This window comes from Providencia sp. AGC89, from assembly GCF_053543535.1.
In genome coordinates, this window is record NZ_JBIXLP010000046.1 from 31,458 (window position 1) to 49,853 (window position 18,396).

At 41.8% G+C, this 18,396-nt stretch carries 16 protein-coding genes and 2 CRISPR repeat arrays; of the genes, 9 read left to right on the forward strand and 7 right to left on the reverse strand.

Features of this window, described 5'->3' with window-relative positions; translation table 11 throughout:
- Nucleotides 1-8: 8 nt before the first annotated feature.
- The 9 genes from fliJ (at nt 9) to fliR (ending at nt 6,189) form a co-directional block, all read left to right on the forward strand.
- A complete protein-coding gene (gene fliJ / locus ACIPUA_RS07495; protein ID WP_042844242.1) occupies nt 9-452 on the forward strand; it encodes a flagellar export protein FliJ in 444 nt (147 codons plus the stop codon).
- Complete coding sequence (locus ACIPUA_RS07500; protein WP_449059525.1) at nt 453-1,826, forward strand: flagellar hook-length control protein FliK; 1,374 nt, start codon at nt 453-455, stop codon at nt 1,824-1,826. It abuts the gene before it with no gap.
- A gap of 164 nt (nt 1,827-1,990) precedes the next feature.
- A complete protein-coding gene (gene fliL / locus ACIPUA_RS07505; protein WP_042844245.1) occupies nt 1,991-2,470 on the forward strand; it encodes a flagellar basal body-associated protein FliL in 480 nt (159 codons plus the stop codon).
- A 5-nt stretch (nt 2,471-2,475) separates the two neighbouring features.
- Entirely contained in the window at nt 2,476-3,483 is a 1,008-nt protein-coding gene (gene fliM / locus ACIPUA_RS07510) for a flagellar motor switch protein FliM (RefSeq protein WP_042844246.1), read from the forward strand.
- Entirely contained in the window at nt 3,476-3,892 is a 417-nt protein-coding gene (fliN, locus tag ACIPUA_RS07515; protein ID WP_042844248.1) for a flagellar motor switch protein FliN, read from the forward strand. The genes fliM and fliN overlap by 8 nt, the downstream gene beginning before the upstream one ends.
- Before the next feature lie 22 nt (nt 3,893-3,914).
- Nucleotides 3,915-4,373 (forward strand): flagellar biosynthetic protein FliO, encoded by a 459-nt coding sequence (gene fliO / locus ACIPUA_RS07520; protein ID WP_129465773.1) that lies wholly within the window; start codon nt 3,915-3,917, stop codon nt 4,371-4,373.
- A 36-nt stretch (nt 4,374-4,409) separates the two neighbouring features.
- Nucleotides 4,410-5,129 carry a flagellar type III secretion system pore protein FliP gene (fliP, locus tag ACIPUA_RS07525; RefSeq protein ID WP_173424801.1) on the forward strand — a complete coding sequence of 240 codons (720 nt, stop codon included), beginning with the start codon at nt 4,410-4,412 and terminating at the stop codon, nt 5,127-5,129.
- Between the two features lie 8 nt (nt 5,130-5,137).
- Nucleotides 5,138-5,407, forward strand: coding sequence for a flagellar biosynthesis protein FliQ (fliQ, locus tag ACIPUA_RS07530; RefSeq protein WP_042844250.1), 270 nt, complete (start codon nt 5,138-5,140; stop codon nt 5,405-5,407).
- A 2-nt stretch (nt 5,408-5,409) separates the two neighbouring features.
- Entirely contained in the window at nt 5,410-6,189 is a 780-nt protein-coding gene (gene fliR / locus ACIPUA_RS07535) for a flagellar biosynthetic protein FliR (protein WP_042844251.1), read from the forward strand.
- 379 nt (nt 6,190-6,568) lie between these two features.
- Nucleotides 6,569-7,617: a CRISPR direct-repeat array (repeat unit 28 nt; unit sequence TTTCTAAGCTGCCTATACGGCAGTGAAC).
- Nucleotides 7,618-7,747: 130 nt separating this feature from the next.
- Here fliR and cas6f read toward each other — a convergent pair.
- The 7 genes from cas6f to flgL form a co-directional block, all read right to left on the reverse strand.
- Nucleotides 7,748-8,383: a type I-F CRISPR-associated endoribonuclease Cas6/Csy4 gene (gene cas6f / locus ACIPUA_RS07540; RefSeq protein ID WP_166685259.1), complete on the reverse strand. Its 636-nt coding sequence runs from the start codon at nt 8,381-8,383 to the stop codon at nt 7,748-7,750.
- An 8-nt stretch (nt 8,384-8,391) separates the two neighbouring features.
- Entirely contained in the window at nt 8,392-9,414 is a 1,023-nt protein-coding gene (csy3, locus tag ACIPUA_RS07545) for a type I-F CRISPR-associated protein Csy3 (protein WP_042844253.1), read from the reverse strand.
- A 3-nt stretch (nt 9,415-9,417) separates the two neighbouring features.
- Entirely contained in the window at nt 9,418-10,362 is a 945-nt protein-coding gene (csy2, locus tag ACIPUA_RS07550; RefSeq protein ID WP_042844254.1) for a type I-F CRISPR-associated protein Csy2, read from the reverse strand.
- The gene (csy1, locus tag ACIPUA_RS07555; protein ID WP_042844255.1) at nt 10,359-11,627 is read right to left on the reverse strand and encodes a type I-F CRISPR-associated protein Csy1; all 1,269 of its coding nucleotides are present in this window, start codon (nt 11,625-11,627) and stop codon (nt 10,359-10,361) included. The genes csy2 and csy1 overlap by 4 nt, the downstream gene beginning before the upstream one ends.
- A 27-nt stretch (nt 11,628-11,654) precedes the next feature.
- Nucleotides 11,655-15,134 (reverse strand): type I-F CRISPR-associated helicase Cas3f, encoded by a 3,480-nt coding sequence (cas3f, locus tag ACIPUA_RS07560; RefSeq protein ID WP_449059526.1) that lies wholly within the window; start codon nt 15,132-15,134, stop codon nt 11,655-11,657.
- On the reverse strand, nt 15,131-16,105 hold the full coding sequence (gene cas1f / locus ACIPUA_RS07565) for a type I-F CRISPR-associated endonuclease Cas1f (protein WP_042844257.1): 975 nt from the start codon (nt 16,103-16,105) through the stop codon (nt 15,131-15,133). The genes cas3f and cas1f overlap by 4 nt, the downstream gene beginning before the upstream one ends.
- Nucleotides 16,106-16,254: 149 nt before the next feature.
- A CRISPR array of direct repeats spans nt 16,255-17,183; the repeat unit is 28 nt; unit sequence TTTCTAAGCTGCCTGCATGGCAGTGAAC.
- Between the two features lie 270 nt (nt 17,184-17,453).
- Nucleotides 17,454-18,389 carry a flagellar hook-associated protein FlgL gene (gene flgL / locus ACIPUA_RS07570; RefSeq protein ID WP_210786961.1) on the reverse strand — a complete coding sequence of 312 codons (936 nt, stop codon included), beginning with the start codon at nt 18,387-18,389 and terminating at the stop codon, nt 17,454-17,456.
- Nucleotides 18,390-18,396: the final 7 nt, after the last annotated feature.

Genomic DNA, 18,396 nt, shown 5'->3' on the forward strand with positions numbered 1-18,396 from the left:
GGGGATAAATGGCCAATAACAATGCCTTAACGACATTACTCAGTTTAGCCGTAGAAGCCTCCGAAGAGGCAGCAAAGGTGTTAGCGCAAGTACGCCAAACTCATACACAAATGGCGCAACAATTAACCATGCTGGAGAATTATCAAACCGAATATCGGCAAACATTAAACCAGACATTGCACAGCGGAATGGCCTCCGATAAATGGCAAAATTACCAGCAATTTCTCGTCACGTTAGAGCTAACCATTGAACAACAGCAGCAACAACTTAATTTGTGGGAACAAAAAGTGGATGAGGCTAATCGTCATTGGCAAGAAAAACAACAACGGGTCAATGCGTTTGATACTTTGATACAACGCGCTGAACACACCGAACATCAACGTCAAAATCGTATAGAGCAAAAACAAATGGATGAATTTGCCCAACGAGCGACTTTACGGAGACCACAATAAATGGACATCAACGCGACTATCGTACCTGTTGCACCGCCAGCAAAGACCATAAAAAGTGCTAATGAACAGCAAAATGGCCCCAAGGATGACGAAAACCAAGCTCCCGCATTACCATTTCAAGCGCTACTTGATAACCAGCAACCCGCGCCCAAAAATACGGCTGTAAACACGGCCGTTGATGAACAAGCCCTGAATAAAGAAATTGTCGCCGATAAGTTAGCGGTTTCAGATAAAACAAGCGCGTCCCCGGCAAGCAAAACACCCACTCATGGTGAGAACACCCTTGAGCAGCTTAATTTCACCCGCAATCTTAGAGGTGACGGCGTACAAACCGCTCTACAATCTGAGCTGTTAGTCGGGGAAAATTCAAGCGAACAACCTTGGCTCAATAATTTAAAATTATCGCTTTCTAGTCAATTACATCCATCAGCTAATGGGCAACTTGCCGCTGAGTCGCTCCCTAAGTTAGGCGCGTTTAACCAAAAGATGCAGCAACTAAATGGTGACCTTGAAGATATCACACTAACTAGTGACAAACTGCTAGATAAGAGCCAATTAGTGCTTGATGAACAAGAAGATAAACCGGCAATAACGGCGTTTATTAAAAACGAAAAGGATGAGCGTCGCGATCAGCCCCTTTTACCGTTAGATAATCAACGTGACGTTCGTAGTAAAAACCTGACAGCGGATTTTATGCCATTAAATAAAAAAGTGAGCGATAAAGAGCCGCAGTCTGGCCTACCCACTTTTTCGACTGATATGCTTGGTTCAAACGGGAAAGGTGCTTTTGTCACACAAAGCGAAACGAGTGCCTTTACCACGGCCACAACACACCAGACATCAACTCAACCAATTAGCATGATGCCAACAACCTCTGTCGCACAAGCCGCTGCAATGAACGCTCCGACCGTAGCGCCAACCTTGCATCTCACTAGCCAATTAGGCAGCGAAGCTTGGCAACAACAGTTAAGCCAACACATGTTATTTTTCTCCCGACAAGGTGTTTCTCAGGCGCAAATTCGCTTACATCCTGAAGAGTTAGGCTCACTCAATGTGCATTTACGCATTGAAGATAACCAAGCCGTCATGCACTTTGTTTCGCCTCACAGCCATGTTCGCGCCGCGATGGAGTCCATGATGCCTGTATTACGTAATGCGCTACAAGAAAGTGGCATTCACTTAGCTCAAGGCTCTGTGGGGCAAGATAACTTGGGTAACTCATCAGATAATCAACAGCACAACACGCATCAACATGATGGCCATATTCAAGCCACTCATGCAACGGCCGGTGCCGTTGGTATCAGTGAAGCGAATGCTTCTGTTGCCGCTCAAAAGTCGGTATCTAGGCAAGGTGGGATTAACACTTTTGCATAATAAGTAAACGAAATGCGGTAATTTCCTAGCTAAAGCGCCGAGTTACCGCCTTTTTGTTTCGTTTTTCACTCCTTTAACTCTTAGCAATCAAGCGATAATGCTAGAGATCATAAAGTAAAAAACCCATTTGGGTTTAGCATCCAAGAAACAGGAATTCAGCTAACATGTCGTCACGCAAAGAATCAAAAAGTTCTCATAAAGGGTTGATCATTCTGCTTGCCCTTATTGCCTTAGCAGGGGCTGGTTTTGGTGGTTACACCTGGTGGACGACACAGCAAAACACTCAAACGGCTAGTGAAGAAGAAAAACGTCCGAACATGCCACAACCCATTTTTATGGAGTTAGAGCCATTTACCGTGAATTTAGCCGGTGCTGATAATGGCCCTGATCGTGTGCTCTATATTCATATAACCTTGCGACTTGCAAATGAAAAATCTCGTAAACAACTTCATGAATATCTCCCTGAAGTACGTAGTCGCTTACTACTATTACTATCAGAACAAAAATCAAAAAATATTGAAGTTCATGAAGGCAAGTTGCAGCTAATGAAAGACATTAAGCAAACACTCACCCCTACCCTGATCCCGGGGGATACCGATCAGGATATTTCTGATGTGTTATTTACTACTTTTATTCTGCGGTAATATTCATGAGCGATAATATTTTATCTCAGGCTGAAATTGATGCGCTTCTTAATGATGATGCGCCTTCAAACGATACGCCGGTGCCAGAGAATCAAGGAAAAGATAATATTCGCCCTTACGACCCAAATACGCAACGTCGGGTCATCAGGGAGCGAATGCAGTCTCTTGAAATCATTAACGAACGTTTTGCGCGCCAATTCCGTATGGGGTTATTCAATATGTTACGCCGTAGTCCGGATATCACGGTGGGCGGAATTAAAATTGAACCTTATCACGAGTTTGCTCGTAACTTACCAGTACCAACCAACCTAAATTTAATTCACATGCCACCATTGCGGGGCACTGCGCTCTTTACCTTTGAGCCTGCTCTCGTTTATATCGCGGTTGATAATCTATTTGGGGGAGACGGTCGTTTTCCTGTTCGTCAGGAAGGTAAAGAATTTACCAATACTGAGCAACGGATTATTAACCGAATGTTGAAGTTAGCATTAGGGGCTTATCGCGATGCTTGGAGACCAATAGCGGATATAGAAGTGGAGTATGTACGCTCCGAAATCCAAGTTAAATTTACTAATATCACCACATCACCAAATGACATTGTGGTAACCACGCCATTTTTAGTTGAGATAGGCAATACGGTTGGTGAATTCAGTATTTGTATTCCCATTGCCATGATTGAACCATTGCGTGAGCGTTTAATTAACCCACCAATGGAACAAGGGCACCAAGAAAATGAAACTTGGGTGACAAATCTCGTCACACAAGTAAAACGTTCTGAACTTGAATTGGTTGCCAATTTTGTTGACATTCCAATGCGAATTTCTCGCTTACTGCAACTGCAAAAAGGGGATGTGCTCCCTATTGAGAAGCCTGACCGCCTCATTGTCAATGTTGATGGCGTTCCTGTACTAACCAGTCAATACGGAACTCAAAATGGCCAATATGCGTTGCGTGTAGAACATTTGATTAACCCTGTTTTAAACACTCTAGATGAGGAAAGTACCAATGAGTGAGGCGAAGAACTCTCCTGATGCATCAACCAATCACGCTAGTGAAGACCTATGGGCTGAAGCGCTGGAACAGCAAAAAAAAGCGGAATCCGCCTCAGCTGGTGCACAGGCTTTTGATAACCTTGATGGGCAGAATCCATTAAATCAGTTGTCCGACATCGATATGATTATGGATATCCCAGTTCGCCTATCCGTTGAGCTAGGGCGTACTAAAATGACCATCAAAAAATTACTCAGTTTGTCTCAAGGCTCTGTCGTTTCTCTCGATGGTTTAGCTGGCGAGCCATTAGACATTTTAATTAACGGTTATTTAATCGCTCAAGGGGAAGTCGTCGTCGTTTCAGATAATTATGGTATTCGCATTACAGATATCATTACGCCATCCGAACGTATGCGCCGCTTAAGCCGTTAATAGACAATATGAGTCACTGAAAATGGCAATAACCAACCAAGCTGAACAGGCACCAGCATCCGTGCCTTTTTTGTCAACTAGCGTTCCTTCCAGTGAATTGAATGCGCCAGCTATCGACCATAGTAATAGCTTAACGCAAATTTCAGGCTCATTGGGGGTCATTATTTTATTGATTCTGATTGGCGCTTGGTTGGTTAAAAAATTGGGTTTTGCCCCGAAGAAAATGGGGAAAGAGCAAATTGTGAAAGTGACAAGCAGTTGCTCATTAGGCAATAAAGAACGGGTTGTCGTGGTTGAAGTCAATAATGAGTGTTTAGTATTAGGTGTGACAGCTCAAAATATTAGCCTGTTACATCAATACCCTGCACAAAATAAAACCACTGTATCTTCAGTTATTGAGCCCCTTACGTTCCAATCCGTATTAAAGAAAAAACAAGATGCGGCGGATCATGCGGCATCAGTAACACCTTTGTATAAGTAATTGGAAGCACACATGTTACCACGTAAATCCCTACTGATGATTGCTGTGCTTCTATTTGCATTGCCAAGTTCTGCATCAGCAGCACTCCCTGCCGTTATCAGCCATAGTTTAGCCGATGGAGGCCAAACTTGGTCATTACCCGTTCAAACCTTACTATTTTTAACCCTGTTAGGCTTTATACCCGCCTTACTCTTAATGATGACCAGTTTTACACGCATCATTATTGTTCTCGGTTTATTACGAAATGCCTTAGGGACACCCTCTGCACCACCAAACCAAGTATTATTAGGTTTAGCGCTGTTTTTGACCTTTTTCGTTATGTCCCCCGTTGCCGACCAAGTTTATCGTGAAGCATACCAACCCTTTAGCGAAGATAAAATCAGCCTTGAAGTCGCTCTAGAAAAAGGGACTGCCCCGTTAAGGACCTTTATGTTAGGGCAAACTCGCGAATCCGATTTAGCGCTTTTTGCTCGTATTGCCAAAGTGGGGGAGATTCAAGAGGCGAAGGATGTTCCTTTACGGATCCTCGTTCCCGCATTTATCACCAGTGAATTAAAAACGGCATTCCAAATCGGCTTTACCATTTTTATTCCATTTTTAATCATAGACTTGGTTGTTGCTAGCGTCTTAATGGCCTTAGGGATGATGATGGTTCCACCGGCAACCGTTTCACTTCCCTTTAAATTAATGCTGTTTGTATTAGTCGATGGCTGGCAATTATTACTTGGTTCATTATCGCAAAGCTTTTTTAATTAGGAGTAACGATGACACCTGAATCTGTCATGGCAATGGGCACTGAAGCAATGAAAATTGCCTTAATGCTAGCGGCTCCATTATTACTGGCGGCACTAGCCGCAGGGTTGATTATTAGCTTACTGCAAGCCGCAACACAGGTTAACGAAATGACCTTATCTTTTATCCCTAAAATTTTGTCAGTCATTTCAGTGATCATCATTGCGGGGCCTTGGATGCTCAACCTACTAACCGACTATATGCGAACGTTGCTTAGTAATTTACCCTTTATTATTGGCTAACAATGTTAACCATTACCAGTGAAACGCTCACGCTCTGGTTGAGCCAAGGTTTTTACCCTTTCATACGCCTTTTGGCGCTGCTCGGAACAGCGCCCTTTTTTAATGAAAAACAAGCCATTACCAAGGTTCGAGTTGCCCTTGCTTTTTTTGTCGTGTTGATTGTTTCCCCGCAACTTCCCGTGGTAAATATTCCCCTATTTTCTGCAATGGGGTTATGGGTCATTGTGCAACAGATTGTGATTGGTGTGGCGATGGGTTTAACCATGCAAATCGCCTTTGCCGCGGTTCGCCATGCAGGAGAAGTCATTGGTTTGCAAATGGGGTTATCTTTCGCGACCTTTTTTGACCCAACCGGTGGGCCCAATATGCCTATTTTAGGGCGCATCTTCAATGTGATTACTATTTTATTGTTTCTCGCCTTCGATGGCCATTTATGGTTAATTTATATTATCGTCAATTCATTTGAATTGATCCCCATTCAAACAGCCCCACTGAATAGAGACGGTTTTTGGGTATTTGTTCAATTTGCCAATACCTTATTTATTAATGGGTTAATGTTAGCGCTGCCTTTTATTACATTGTTTTTAATTCTCAACCTTGCGCTCGGTATCCTAAACCGTATGACCCCACAACTGTCCGTATTTGTGGTGGGTTTCCCCCTCACCTTAACTATAGGTATCAGTATGCTAGGGGTAATTATCTCCATCCTTCCCCGATATACTGAACGCCTTATCCACCAAGCTTTTGAGCAATTGTCATTGATGTTTAATTTGTTTATTTGAGCCGTGATGTTTGTATTTTTTTAATTAAATGTAGGTTTATAAAATCATTTATAAAATCGAATGATGATTGAAAACCAATAACAATTTATTTCAAACTCAAAGCTCATAGCCCCTCCTAGTTATCCCTATTATTATCTGATTACCCGATCTATTTTTCAGGTATTTATCTCTAATCAAAATCTGCCTTTGTGGCAGTAATATAATACCCGTTCTATATTTCATTTCTAAGCTATCGAATGATAGATACGTATTATATTTGATATTAAATTTAACTTAAGATAAAGATGGTATAACTACTTATTTCACAAAAAACTAGCTTTAACTCACATTTATTTTTTTCACCAATTAAAGAGTCTAGATATCTATTCTTTAATATTCTTCTCTAAACTGCCTATATGGCAGTAAACTTAAGTTGATAAATTAAGCTCTTTAATCCACTTTTCTGAGCTGCCTATACGGCAGTGAACTATAAGACTTTTGACAGTTTTGAATTTCGACATTTCTAAGCTGCCTATACGGCAGTGAACCGAGGACTATGAGCGAATACGCGACTACTACATTTCTAAGCTGCCTATACGGCAGTGAACTCTGATAAGTCACCCCTTCAAGCACATTTGAATTTCTAAGCTGCCTATACGGCAGTGAACGTAGGGGTAATGACGGCAATAATAATGGAAATTTTCTAAGCTGCCTATACGGCAGTGAACCTGGCGTATATGTACTCAGAGACGATACCTGCTTTCTAAGCTGCCTATACGGCAGTGAACAAAACATGACGTCCTCAATGCCTGATATGTCTTTTCTAAGCTGCCTATACGGCAGTGAACACACTGCCTGTCAGATTATTCGGGATCAGATATTTCTAAGCTGCCTATACGGCAGTGAACGGAATGGATACACGAAACTCTGAAACATGGAATTTTCTAAGCTGCCTATACGGCAGTGAACTCATTGACGCGCAAGACATTATTTCTGTTGAGTTTCTAAGCTGCCTATACGGCAGTGAACTTCCACAAAGGTAAGCCAGTAAGGCTGCCAGATTTCTAAGCTGCCTATACGGCAGTGAACATCACAAGATGTGCAATCAGCTAAGTCAGGGTTTTCTAAGCTGCCTATACGGCAGTGAACTTATTCTTCAACCAGCAGGCTTTAGTTGGTTATTTCTAAGCTGCCTATACGGCAGTGAACATAGATGAGGCGTTTCTTGATTTCACGGGCATTTTCTAAGCTGCCTATACGGCAGTGAACTCAATGTGATCATAATTGTCAGGGTTATGAATTTTCTAAGCTGCCTATACGGCAGTGAACATTTTATTGTCATTGGCGGTCGTCCTGGTATGTTTCTAAGCTGCCTATACGGCAGTGAACTTGAAGCATGGTTCCGTGATGCCTTGAGCGATTTTCTAAGCTGCCTATACGGCAGTGAACTATGCAATTTAATATAATAATCATGCTATAACAATTAGTTAAGGGTATTTATTATAAAATACCCTTTAATTTATGAATAATTATAACATACTGATTTAAAAGTTATTTTTTAAAGAACAAAAAATAATGGTTAAAAATGAGGAACCGTTGCAACCAACGTTTGGTCATTTGAAAGCTGGCTTAAACCATAACAATTAAACATCCCAGCTTGCATTTGTGTTGCTATCACTTTTTCAATAAAGAGTGGAAAAGGCCGGCTTCCTGTTTTCTCATTCTTTGCATGTAAACTTGTAACCCAAATAAACGGTAAACGGTTATTGGCTTTCGGCCGACTTTTAGATAACACTTCCAAGCACTGCGCCACTGACTGACCTGATTTTTCAGACCATAAACGTGCCTTTTGCTGCATATCGGCTTCTATCCGGTTTTGGCCTTTTACATGTCGTCGAATATAACTGACAGGAACACTTTGCTCTGGCACGGTTTGAATAGATTTAATATGAGCGTAATCCATTAACCTTGCTAACCACTTCGGTAAATTTAGCTGCTCAAGTTCCTCTGGTGTTTTAGCATGCAAACGGATTTTTCTACCTAAGCGAAAACCAACGCTACCATATTCAGGAAATGCAACAGCAATAGCGCTTTGGCCTTCAGCCGTTTGGTTATCTGCCAGCGCAATATGAATTTGCTGGTAAACTTTCTGCCACAAAAAATCCACTGAAACGGTTGAGTCAGGTAATAAAGTGACCTCCTGATAATAATTCATATTTCACCTTATTTATCACTTTCACCAAACACACCGCCACGCACTAAAACTGCCATCACATAATGCTCATCTTCAATACGTGATAATTTTTCACCGCGAGCCCATTTATCGAATAGGGTATAGAAGTCTTGGTTATCTTTTGGCGTTCGAAAAGCGGTACCTAAATTCGTCACTGCGCCATAAGGCTCAATTGCGATAGCCCCTGCACCACTTTCAGTTCCATACGCGGGGTACCACGTGTCAATGGAGCGCAAAGCATTACCAATTTTTTGTGAATGCATCGCAGCATGCCCATTCACATGATATAAAATTTTGCTTTTATCCCCTTTGCCTTTATCCATCACCAGCTCTTCACTTGGGTAAACTTCTTGTGCTTTGCCTAGTTGAGAGTAAGTGGTAATTTCTAATAATAATGCACCTTGAGGGTGAGCTAAAGCGGTAGCAATTTTCTCACCTAACTGAGCCACTTTTTCATCTTGAGTATCAAATTGGTGAATACTATATTGTGTGGCGTCAAAAACCCATTCCATTGATTGCCCTTTATTAAGTACTTTGACAACCACTTCGATATGTTCGGCACCTACTCGGTTACGCCATAAAAAGCGCCCATTAGCGACATTCTGCGCATAACGATAACCTAATTCACGAAAGCCTTCTTTTTCAATATAACCTTTTGCTGCTTGCACATAACCTTTTTTAAATAACACGTTATTACACGCAGAAGGTGTCTCAACTCCACCAAGTATTTTTAAGGTGAATTGATGAACTAAAGTATCTTGCTCAGTTCCTAGCGCACAGGCATCGACTGTTTGTAAGTTGGCTTTTTCCACCTCAGAGTTTAGCTTTAAAGGATCATTTTTTACCGCACCTTTTAAGCGATTGGAAATAGTACCCCGTACCGATTTTTCTTGTAATGATAAAGGGGTAAAATGCGATTTATTTTCCCAACAAGTACCATAAAAATAACCATCAGATGGAACCAATTTTTTTTCAAATGCTAAAACAGATGCAACATCATTATTCTTCGCCATTACTTATTCTCCACTCGAAATAAATTTAGATGCCACTTGTTGGCATAAATAAAGGTTATTAGGTTCGTCATAACCGTATTGCCACAATATTTCATTAATATTGTTAGCGCGGTTTGCCAAAATAAACTCACCGAGCGTCACAACACTTTCTGCGAACCGGTGAGGTACGTCTAAATCTCGCTGATTTTTTGCCTGAGCAAGTGGCGAAATCCCTTGATATCCGGTAGCAATAGGTACAACCCAACCTGCCACTTTACGTTGAGCACGCCATTCAAATTGCGACTTTTCCTCATTTTCCTTGCCCCATTGGACGCAATTATTCTCTACCACCACATAGTCCAACAAAGCATCCATAGCATCTTGCCCATCTTCCATCGCTCGAATCATTAAATCCCTGCGTTCTATTAGCGCATAACCGGGCATTACGCTATTTAGCAGCCCCTGCCTTGATTCCCCGTCTACCTCATCTGATTGCAGAATATGTGCTGTTGGTTTACCTAATGAAAGAATGTCGCCACCAGCGAGCTTCATCGTCTGTATTAAGTCGTAAATGACCTCTAAAATAGGCGATTGTGTAGGGAGTGCTTTAGTCTTACCACCGTCATTCACGCCATATCTGATAAGTAATGACACGTCTAAATGACAACGGGCCTCTTCGATAAATGCGGAACGCGTACCGTCACTATTCAATGGGTTTGCAGTACCTACAATGGAGTTAACATAATCATTCGGCCCGCGATAGGTTTGTAAATCACACGCGTGACTAATAACAGCAATAGAATCAAACACAATATCCAAGTGGCCATCAGCCCGCAATTTACGCTCTAGGGCATGCATAAAACCGAGCCAAGCCGTCATGGCTGGAAAGCCAATGGTATAAGGGCTAGATAACGCATTGGCATTTTGTATTTTGATATGAGGAAGCTTGAGTATGTAGGTTGAGCTCATCGTAACAGCTCCTTATTAATGGCGATAACCTGCGCGATAGCCGCTAGCTCGTCGTTACCTAAAGCAATGGCTTTTTTCCCTAACACTTTTTTGTAATGACGCATAAATTGCTGAGCAATAAGAGTAATAATTCCCTCTAGCCATTCATCCGAGTTATTACGCTGCTGTTGGTCTGGAAACAGCCAAATTTGCTGTACTTTTGCTAATTGAGTGGGTAATTGAATGTTATTCTGTTCAAACCCACGCCTGACCTCCCACATGGTCAACATAATGTAGTCTACATATTCTTGGATACGCCTATCACGATATTCAATAAAACGGCTACCACGCTGCGCTTTCGGTAGGGAGATCAAGCCATGAAATGCTTCTAACGTTTCTTTAACTTGCCAAGGGTTTACAGTATTGGTAAAGAAGTCATAAGTAGGTAAACGCCGCTTACGCTGAGCTATTTGGGGGGGTAATGACGGCAATAAATGGGCTTTCCCTGCATTTTGATTATTAAGCACGGAAATATTTTGGGGCTTAGTTCCCCCATAGCCAATAGTGGTTAACCCATAAATTTCTTTATAGCCAACCTGGCTAAATTCCCCCTTGCGTTTTAAATCACGCAGTGCCTTAGTTTGCTCAGAAAATCGAATTGTATCAATACGTTTGCGTAGTTCAAAAACCAAACCGGATGGGGTCAGTGGAGATAATAAATGGTATTCGTTATCCTCCAACCACACAGGAAAGTAAACTTGTTTTATTTTTGAGCTAGTGATCACGGTTTTATCTGCCGCCACCATGGCAAGAAAACCATCCCTGAGTAAATGATACTCTTCATCCCCTTGATTAAGTATGTCTTTTGCTAACGGTGTTTCATCCTTAATATGGGCCAACAACGTTCGGTTATCTTGCAATTCAAGTGTGAGAAATTTATATACATCAAGCGCTGCCGCATTACCCAATGCATCCGTCTCAACCATGACATTCCCTGTTCGGAGCAAGCCATCATTTGTGTGCTCTGCCCTCGCTAATATTGGGGTGACATACCCGTTTTTGTTTTTTCTAGAGCTTGGATGACTAAAGGTACAAGGATGCGTGGATAATGAAATTTGCCCCGCCCGCTTCGCAGCACTCGGCAACCACTGAGCCAATGACAAAATAGCATCACATTTCTGCTGCAGTTGCTGTATTTCCCCTTCACTCATCGACGCTTTTACATTTTTTTTAAGCCAACTTTCTTTACGCTCTGTAAAGAAAGCCTCTATTGCTGGATCTAACATAGTAAATGGTCCTTGTGACTTAAGTTTCTATTCAAAAACCTTAAATGTGCTGAGCCCCATTTGGTCGTTATAGTGGTAAAAAACTCCGCTACTTTTACGCGGTAAGAAACTAATTTCGCCATACCGTTTTGAAAGCTGCTCTGCTTGCTGATATTCATTTTCTCGGCTCGCCAATGATTGCTGATAGTCTCGGATGAGCCATAAGCGCTGTTTTAATGGTTCGGCAAGTGGTTGAAAACCAATTCCATACTCATCCTCCTTCGTGACCCAACCACTGTCTTTGTCGTACTCACAAAAGTGAAGTCTATTTTTTGCTGATAAGATTAAGGATACCCGTCTGGTCGGTTCACTTTCCCTAAATGACGCAAACTGCTGAGGAAGTGCCGTCATCCACCACCCCCCACTGGTATACCCCCATAGCGTGGTCGGGCGGTTTTTAGGAAGTACTGCGCTTGATAAAAATGTAGAGCGTGTTCTTACGGCTGCCTTAGCAGGCTTAGCGGTGGATACATCGCCCATCAGCCGTTCGATTGATGCATGTTCTAAACAGGCTAAATTAGTTGTTTGCTGAGTTTTCCAACCTGTAATGGGCTGTATTCTAGGAATGGCATCAACAGATTTAAGTAGCTGTGATTCATCCACCAGCTCAGATAGGTTATAAGTTGATAAGCTAAGGTTTAGATTGCGATTTTCATAACCTGGTTTGGAAAATGCATCTCGTTGATTATTCCCTTGAAAAGCGACCCAGTTATATTGCAGTAAAACGATGTTAGGGCTCGCCACTTCACCCGCACGGTGCCGACGAACCCGCCCCGCCATCTGTACGATTGAGCGGTAAGATGATGGTTCAATAACGGCCCAATCAAAGTCATGATCACGCCCGACTTCCTCCACCGGTGTTGCCACTAAAATAAAAATAAGATGTTTAGCTTTCCCATTTCGGTGGGCTTGGTCTAAATGCTGCCTAACAATAGGGTTTTGGAATGCTTCAGGCTGCTCTCCTTCTTTTTCCTTACGTTTCAATACGCCATCAAGGTGTTTTTCTTGCTCATGACGTAAAAGTAGTACCTGTTGGCTATGGTAGGCCATAGTACGAATTTCCACCTCTTCAGGCCATTGTGCCGCCAGTAAATAGTGAGTCAATGCAACACAAACTGGAATATTAGCAACACGCACAACCCCAAAGGAAACTTGCAACTGGGTTTCCCTCTCAGAATAGGCGTGAGCCTGATGCAATCTAAGAATAGCTTGCTGAATGTGAGCAAAATACTGAGTTTGTAAGTCTTTACCTTGTTCTTTTTGTATCGGCAAGATAAAGGCTTTTCGGCGAGCAACCAGCGCCCGCAATGCCTTTACACGTTTTTCTATAAAATTGTTATGGTACTGGCGATAATGACTGACCGTTAATTCATCATCGGCTGTGGTAATGGTTGCGATTTGGCATGCATGTATGCATTTATCTTTTTTCTCATCATACTGCCCCTCATCCACCCAAACACAACCGACTTTTAAGGATTTTTGATGGCTGAGCGCATGAATATGCCAACCTTGTTGGTAAGCATTAAAATAAAAAACAGCAAGTGTTGGGGGGATAGTGGCTGATGAAATCATAACTTTACGCCCCAAGGCCCCTGCGAGATAAACAAGCCGCCCAATAGCTACGGGGTCATTCCCTGTAAAATCATCAATTTCATCAATAACTAAGTCAGATGACATTAATCGAAGATAGGGAAGAATATAGCGACCACCTCTCAGGGTTTCCGTCGCCCCCATAATATGGTCAATGGTACAAGCTAAAATAGGGGCATAAAGCAAAGCTCTATCTTTAGGCCGCGTCAATACAGTAGCCAACTCTTCTTCTGGTAAACTACCTTGCCATTTTTCTTCTGACCAATTTAATTCAAGCCCTTCATCATCAAAAAGGCGGTCTTGGGACTCAGAACCAAATTCTGCTAATTGGAGCTCTTGTTGAATTGTTTTTTGTTTATCTTCTTGATGAAGGTCTAAAACGGCTTTAGAGCCAATTAATACTGCAAGGTTGTCATCTTTTATGCCTAAGCGAGTACGATACTCATCCCCTGTTTGCAATGTAAGAGCTCTGAGGCCCAACGCAAGAATAAACCGCAAGCTTTGTTTATCCTCCGATAACGCTTGCATAATTTTAGCGTTGGCAACCGTCTTACCGCAGCCCGTACTTGCCATATTGACAACAAAATACCCTTCCGTTTTATCTTGTTGCTGTTCTCGATATTGCTCAATGGTATTAACCACATCTTCCTGCCAACTAAATTGCCCTGAGGCATTTTTATGCTGTTTCAGTAAGTTAATGTCACTCGCTACAGGGGGTTCTATGACAAAGAATGGCAAGTACTCCGTAATATTTGCCGCAATATTAGCCACATTAACCAAGTGTTCATCAAGCCGTTGCTTGTATGCAGTTTGCCCATTCACGCGCTGGGTATTGGCATATAACGCCATATTTGATTGCCATGTTGGGTCTGCCTCCTTTGAGGAGTAATTGTGATCTCCCAGCATCAAGCACAAGCGTGCTTGTTCAGCAACTAATCGCCAGCAACCATTGCTTAGCGCTTCATCAAATAACGGAAGTTGGTGTTTAAGGTGTTCTGCCGCTTGACTTAGGGCTTGACGCCAAACTTTTGACTCACTTAATAAGCCATGAGGGAATTCAAAGCATTGCTGAATGCGTTGCGCATATTCTGAAGCATCATAGAGATTTTGGTATCCCCATTGTTTATCAACAATATCTAATAATTGAGCTAATGAGTTACAGGGTTGATCTGCATATTGTAGACGCTCTGTTTTATTAGCCAAAAAGGGTAACCTGTGATGGGAAACAATCAACCAAACCAGCAATGAAGCTGCATCAGGTAGTTGGTTTAGTGGTTTTTCCAGTTGATTTTTTCCCTTCATCCACGACTGTAATTGTTGCTCATGCCATGATGAAGTGATTAATGCATCCAACCAATTTTCGTCACTATTCGGTTCTTTCTGGCTTTTTACCAATGCACTAAATAGCAGTGAAGATACCCATTCGTGGCGCAGCGGGTCGCCTTTAAAACGCATGTTTGACGCGGGGTTTAATTTATCTTGAAACAATTGTGAGGCTTTTCCCCAGTCATGTAACAAAGCGGCTAAACGAACAAATCCATTAATTAACGGCAAATACTTCCAATCATTTCCTTGCTCACTACCCAGTAAGGATTTTTCTGTTCGGTTCACTGGAACATAACCTTGTTCATTGAATTTGTTTTTTCTTCCCACTACCCATAATAATTGGCTGCGAGAGCGAGAACGTATCCAATGGCAGCTTACAGCTGTATTGCGACTGGCGCTGCGGCGCAGTAATTTTTGTACTGTATGCAACCCTTCTTGGGTGATCAAGGTTTGCCATGTGTTATCACCAATTCGGTTAGCAAATGCATCTAGTACCCGCCGAGTCCGCTTTAACGCGTGCTTTTCACACTGAGAAATAAAGGTTACCATCATAGCTGAGTAACCTGTTGTTGTGCCTCGTTTTGTTGTAATGCCAAAGATTTAACTACATCGAACATAAAATCAAGGGATTGATGGTCAACAAATGATTGCAATATTTGCTGGCGAAACTCTTGCTCTGTTGCCCCCTCTTTACCGCAAATAAATGCCCACGGTAAAACAACCGCATCTTTAATTAAATCTGCGATATCAAAGACTAAAGCGCCACGACGAGTTTTACCATGCATTACTGCAAAACCATGGGGAATACCCAGTACCCATAGGCAACTTGCGGCTAACCCATAAGCCAGATAATTACCATGGTTTAAAAAAGAATTCGCTTTATCAACAGCTTGGTGTTGACGAGTGAAATTTTTTTGCCCTGTATTATTAGCAGCGTATTTATACAAGGTTTTAGTTAACTGAGCTTCTGTAAGCAGTAGTTCTTGTGTATCTTGAGCAGCGATAGTGCGATTATGGAAGGCCTTTAATGCGGATTGAATCGTGCTGTCTTGGTATACAAACCCTTCATTCTGTAATTCACGAGAGCTTTGCCAAACTTTCTGTAGGTATGTGATACGCGACTGTTGTAATACCTTAGCCGCGGCTAACCTTTTTTCATCATTAAACCAAAACGATAACCAGCTTTGTAAATATTCCGTTGGCCGATATTCGCCTTGTGGTGTCATCCATTCTACTTCTGTAGACATATACAGAGGTGTACCACCACCCCCACAAAACCCAACTAGTACCCCCGCTTGAGATAACATTCTCATTGCGGCTTGGGTAATTGATGTTCCTGTACCAAGTAACAAAACTGTTGTATTTGCAATAGGGATATTGAAATAGAGGTTTTCATTTTTTGCCTCTGTGAAATACAACACTCGACCATCTTTTTGCATCACTCGACAATGCTCTAAGTAATACATGTTAGCGCGCTTGGAATGTAAGATGGTTTTTAAGTCACTAGGTGAAAAGTCATCCATAAGCAGTTGAATTCTTCCTTAAATAATAAGTTTTTTGAATCAATCTTATTAGAATAAGCTTTAACCAATGAAACAAGCCTTAAATTATCACTAAAGCCAAATTTGCGAGGGGTTTCACAGAATATCCAGTAAAAATAACTCCTTGGCTGTTTTTTAGCTGCCTTTATGGCAGTGAACGATTAATTTAACTCGCAGGGATGCAATGAAGATTTCTAAGCTGCCTATACGGCAGTGAACAGAGAACATCCTGATCCCATTCATCAGCATGATTTCTAAGCTGCCTGTACGGCAGTGAACACGATAATTTATGGCGTAGCCGCGTTAGTTCCTTTCTAAGCTGCCTGTATGGCAGTGAACAATCAATAGTTGCTCTTTTCTTTTCCACTTCGTTTCTAAGCTGCCTGCATGGCAGTGAACCATCAACACTGGGTGCTAGTTCTGAAACGGTATTTCTAAGCTGCCTGTATGGCAGTGAACAAGCGGCAACCTGATAGCTTAGATTTTTCTGATTTCTAAGTTGCCTGTATGGCAGTGAACGAGTTCGTATAAGTAACTCCACTTTTTCTATTTTTCTAAGCTGCCTGTATGGCAGTGAACACAATTCCGAAAAAGCAAAAAAATGTTTGATATTTTCTAAGCTGCCTGCATGGCAGTGAACTTGATTTACTCAATATGATTGAAAAAGTTGATTTTCTAAGCTGCCTGCATGGCAGTGAACATGCAGCGGTGCATATGATCAAGTAGTGATGATTTCTAAGCTGCCTGCATGGCAGTGAACTTCCATCAAAAATACTTGTCGGCATGCAAACATTTCTAAGCTGCCTGCATGGCAGTGAACATCAGAATTATCAGGGTAAATATCGTTATTGTTTTCTAAGCTGCCTGCATGGCAGTGAACTTTTATTCAGTCGAGTAACACGATTTGCATCGTTTCTAAGCTGCCTGCATGGCAGTGAACATAACGGTGCGGGCAACTCTACACCTGCGTTTTTTCTAAGCTGCCTGCATGGCAGTGAACGACGGTATGAAATTATCACGTTCTCTGGTTCGTTTCTAAGCTGCCTGCATGGCAGTGAACTATTAGTTAAATAAGATAAAACAAAGGAAAACAATGTACTAGCTTTATAAACGCCAAAATACCTTTGTTTTGGGAGGGTATCCTAACTTATTGTTTAATAATTAATTTTTTAAATAGCAAAAAATAAAGGTCAAACTAGGGTAAAACAAATCGGGATTTATGCAATATGCACTAAACAAAAATAGTGCGTAAATATAAGTACCTCAAAATAAAAAAAACCGCGCTCGAATCACTCCAAAGCGCGGTGAGTAAAATTAAACCTTTAATTTATTAACGGCTACCAAAAAGTGACATACTGTTTAAATCTTTAAAAATACTTTGGGATGCATCAAACATCGCCTTTTCTTTATAGTAATCCGTCGTAGTGCCCGTCCAGTTGGTCTCAAGCAGCTCACTTTTACGAGCTGCATTTTGAATCGAACGGGTATCTGCCAAGAAATCTAATTTATCAATTTCTTGCAGTTGTAAGCCTTGTTTCGCTTCAATATTAGAAATTTGGTCAAGCGCTGCTTTAATTCCACGGTTAGCTTCATCCATCCCTGCTTGAGCGCGGTCTAAATCAGCTTGAGGCGCATCTTGTTGTGGAATTTTCAGCGCATCAATACCTGCATTCAACGCTTTGAAAACATTAACAACATTATCGCTGCCCGTCTCAAAAACTTGCGCACCCGTAAAATAGGTGGTCATTTCTCGGTCACTAGCGACATTTTGCATAATCGGTTTATCACCGCCGTGGTACAACACATTACCATCAGCGTCAATTTCAAACGGGGGCTTATCCGATTTAAAACCAGCAAAAATATAACGGCCATTACCATCCGTTGTATTACCTAATCCCACCAGTTGTTCTTTTAAACCTGTTAACTGCTCTGCCAGTGAATGACGGTCTTTATCACTTAAAGCACCTTGGTTAGAAGCTTGAATGATAGTGGTATCAATTTGTGTGGTCACATCCGTCATTTGAGTCAAAATACTCATCTGCAATGTCATGCCCGTTTTTGCAAACCCACGGCTTGCGACATATTGCTGGTTACGGTTTTCTGATTGGCTAATTCGCACCGCTTGTGATGAGGCTTGAGGGTCATCAGACGGTTTACTCACGCGCTTACCCGAGGCTAATTGGCTACCTGCATCCATCCAACGCGCCTGAGCATTATTCATATCTTGCAGGCGTTGGTGATAAATCATATTTGTACTTAAACGCATCGCTAAA

What these genes read in the sequence shown, in the direction of transcription:
- fliN (WP_042844248.1), top strand. Translation starts at nt 3,476, where the DNA reads ATGAGTGAGGCGAAGAACTCTCCTGATGCATCAACCAATCACGCTAGT.
- flgL (WP_210786961.1), bottom strand. Translation starts at nt 18,389, where the DNA reads ATGCGTTTAAGTACAAATATGATTTATCACCAACGCCTGCAAGATATG.
- cas3f (WP_449059526.1), bottom strand. Translation starts at nt 15,134, where the DNA reads ATGATGGTAACCTTTATTTCTCAGTGTGAAAAGCACGCGTTAAAGCGG.
- fliR (WP_042844251.1), top strand. Translation starts at nt 5,410, where the DNA reads ATGTTAACCATTACCAGTGAAACGCTCACGCTCTGGTTGAGCCAAGGT.
- fliJ (WP_042844242.1), top strand. Translation starts at nt 9, where the DNA reads ATGGCCAATAACAATGCCTTAACGACATTACTCAGTTTAGCCGTAGAA.
- ACIPUA_RS07500 (WP_449059525.1), top strand. Translation starts at nt 453, where the DNA reads ATGGACATCAACGCGACTATCGTACCTGTTGCACCGCCAGCAAAGACC.
- csy3 (WP_042844253.1), bottom strand. Translation starts at nt 9,414, where the DNA reads ATGGCGAAGAATAATGATGTTGCATCTGTTTTAGCATTTGAAAAAAAA.
- fliL (WP_042844245.1), top strand. Translation starts at nt 1,991, where the DNA reads ATGTCGTCACGCAAAGAATCAAAAAGTTCTCATAAAGGGTTGATCATT.
- cas6f (WP_166685259.1), bottom strand. Translation starts at nt 8,383, where the DNA reads ATGAATTATTATCAGGAGGTCACTTTATTACCTGACTCAACCGTTTCA.
- csy2 (WP_042844254.1), bottom strand. Translation starts at nt 10,362, where the DNA reads ATGAGCTCAACCTACATACTCAAGCTTCCTCATATCAAAATACAAAAT.
- cas1f (WP_042844257.1), bottom strand. Translation starts at nt 16,105, where the DNA reads ATGGATGACTTTTCACCTAGTGACTTAAAAACCATCTTACATTCCAAG.
- fliP (WP_173424801.1), top strand. Translation starts at nt 4,410, where the DNA reads ATGATTGCTGTGCTTCTATTTGCATTGCCAAGTTCTGCATCAGCAGCA.
- fliO (WP_129465773.1), top strand. Translation starts at nt 3,915, where the DNA reads ATGGCAATAACCAACCAAGCTGAACAGGCACCAGCATCCGTGCCTTTT.
- csy1 (WP_042844255.1), bottom strand. Translation starts at nt 11,627, where the DNA reads ATGTTAGATCCAGCAATAGAGGCTTTCTTTACAGAGCGTAAAGAAAGT.
- fliQ (WP_042844250.1), top strand. Translation starts at nt 5,138, where the DNA reads ATGACACCTGAATCTGTCATGGCAATGGGCACTGAAGCAATGAAAATT.
- fliM (WP_042844246.1), top strand. Translation starts at nt 2,476, where the DNA reads ATGAGCGATAATATTTTATCTCAGGCTGAAATTGATGCGCTTCTTAAT.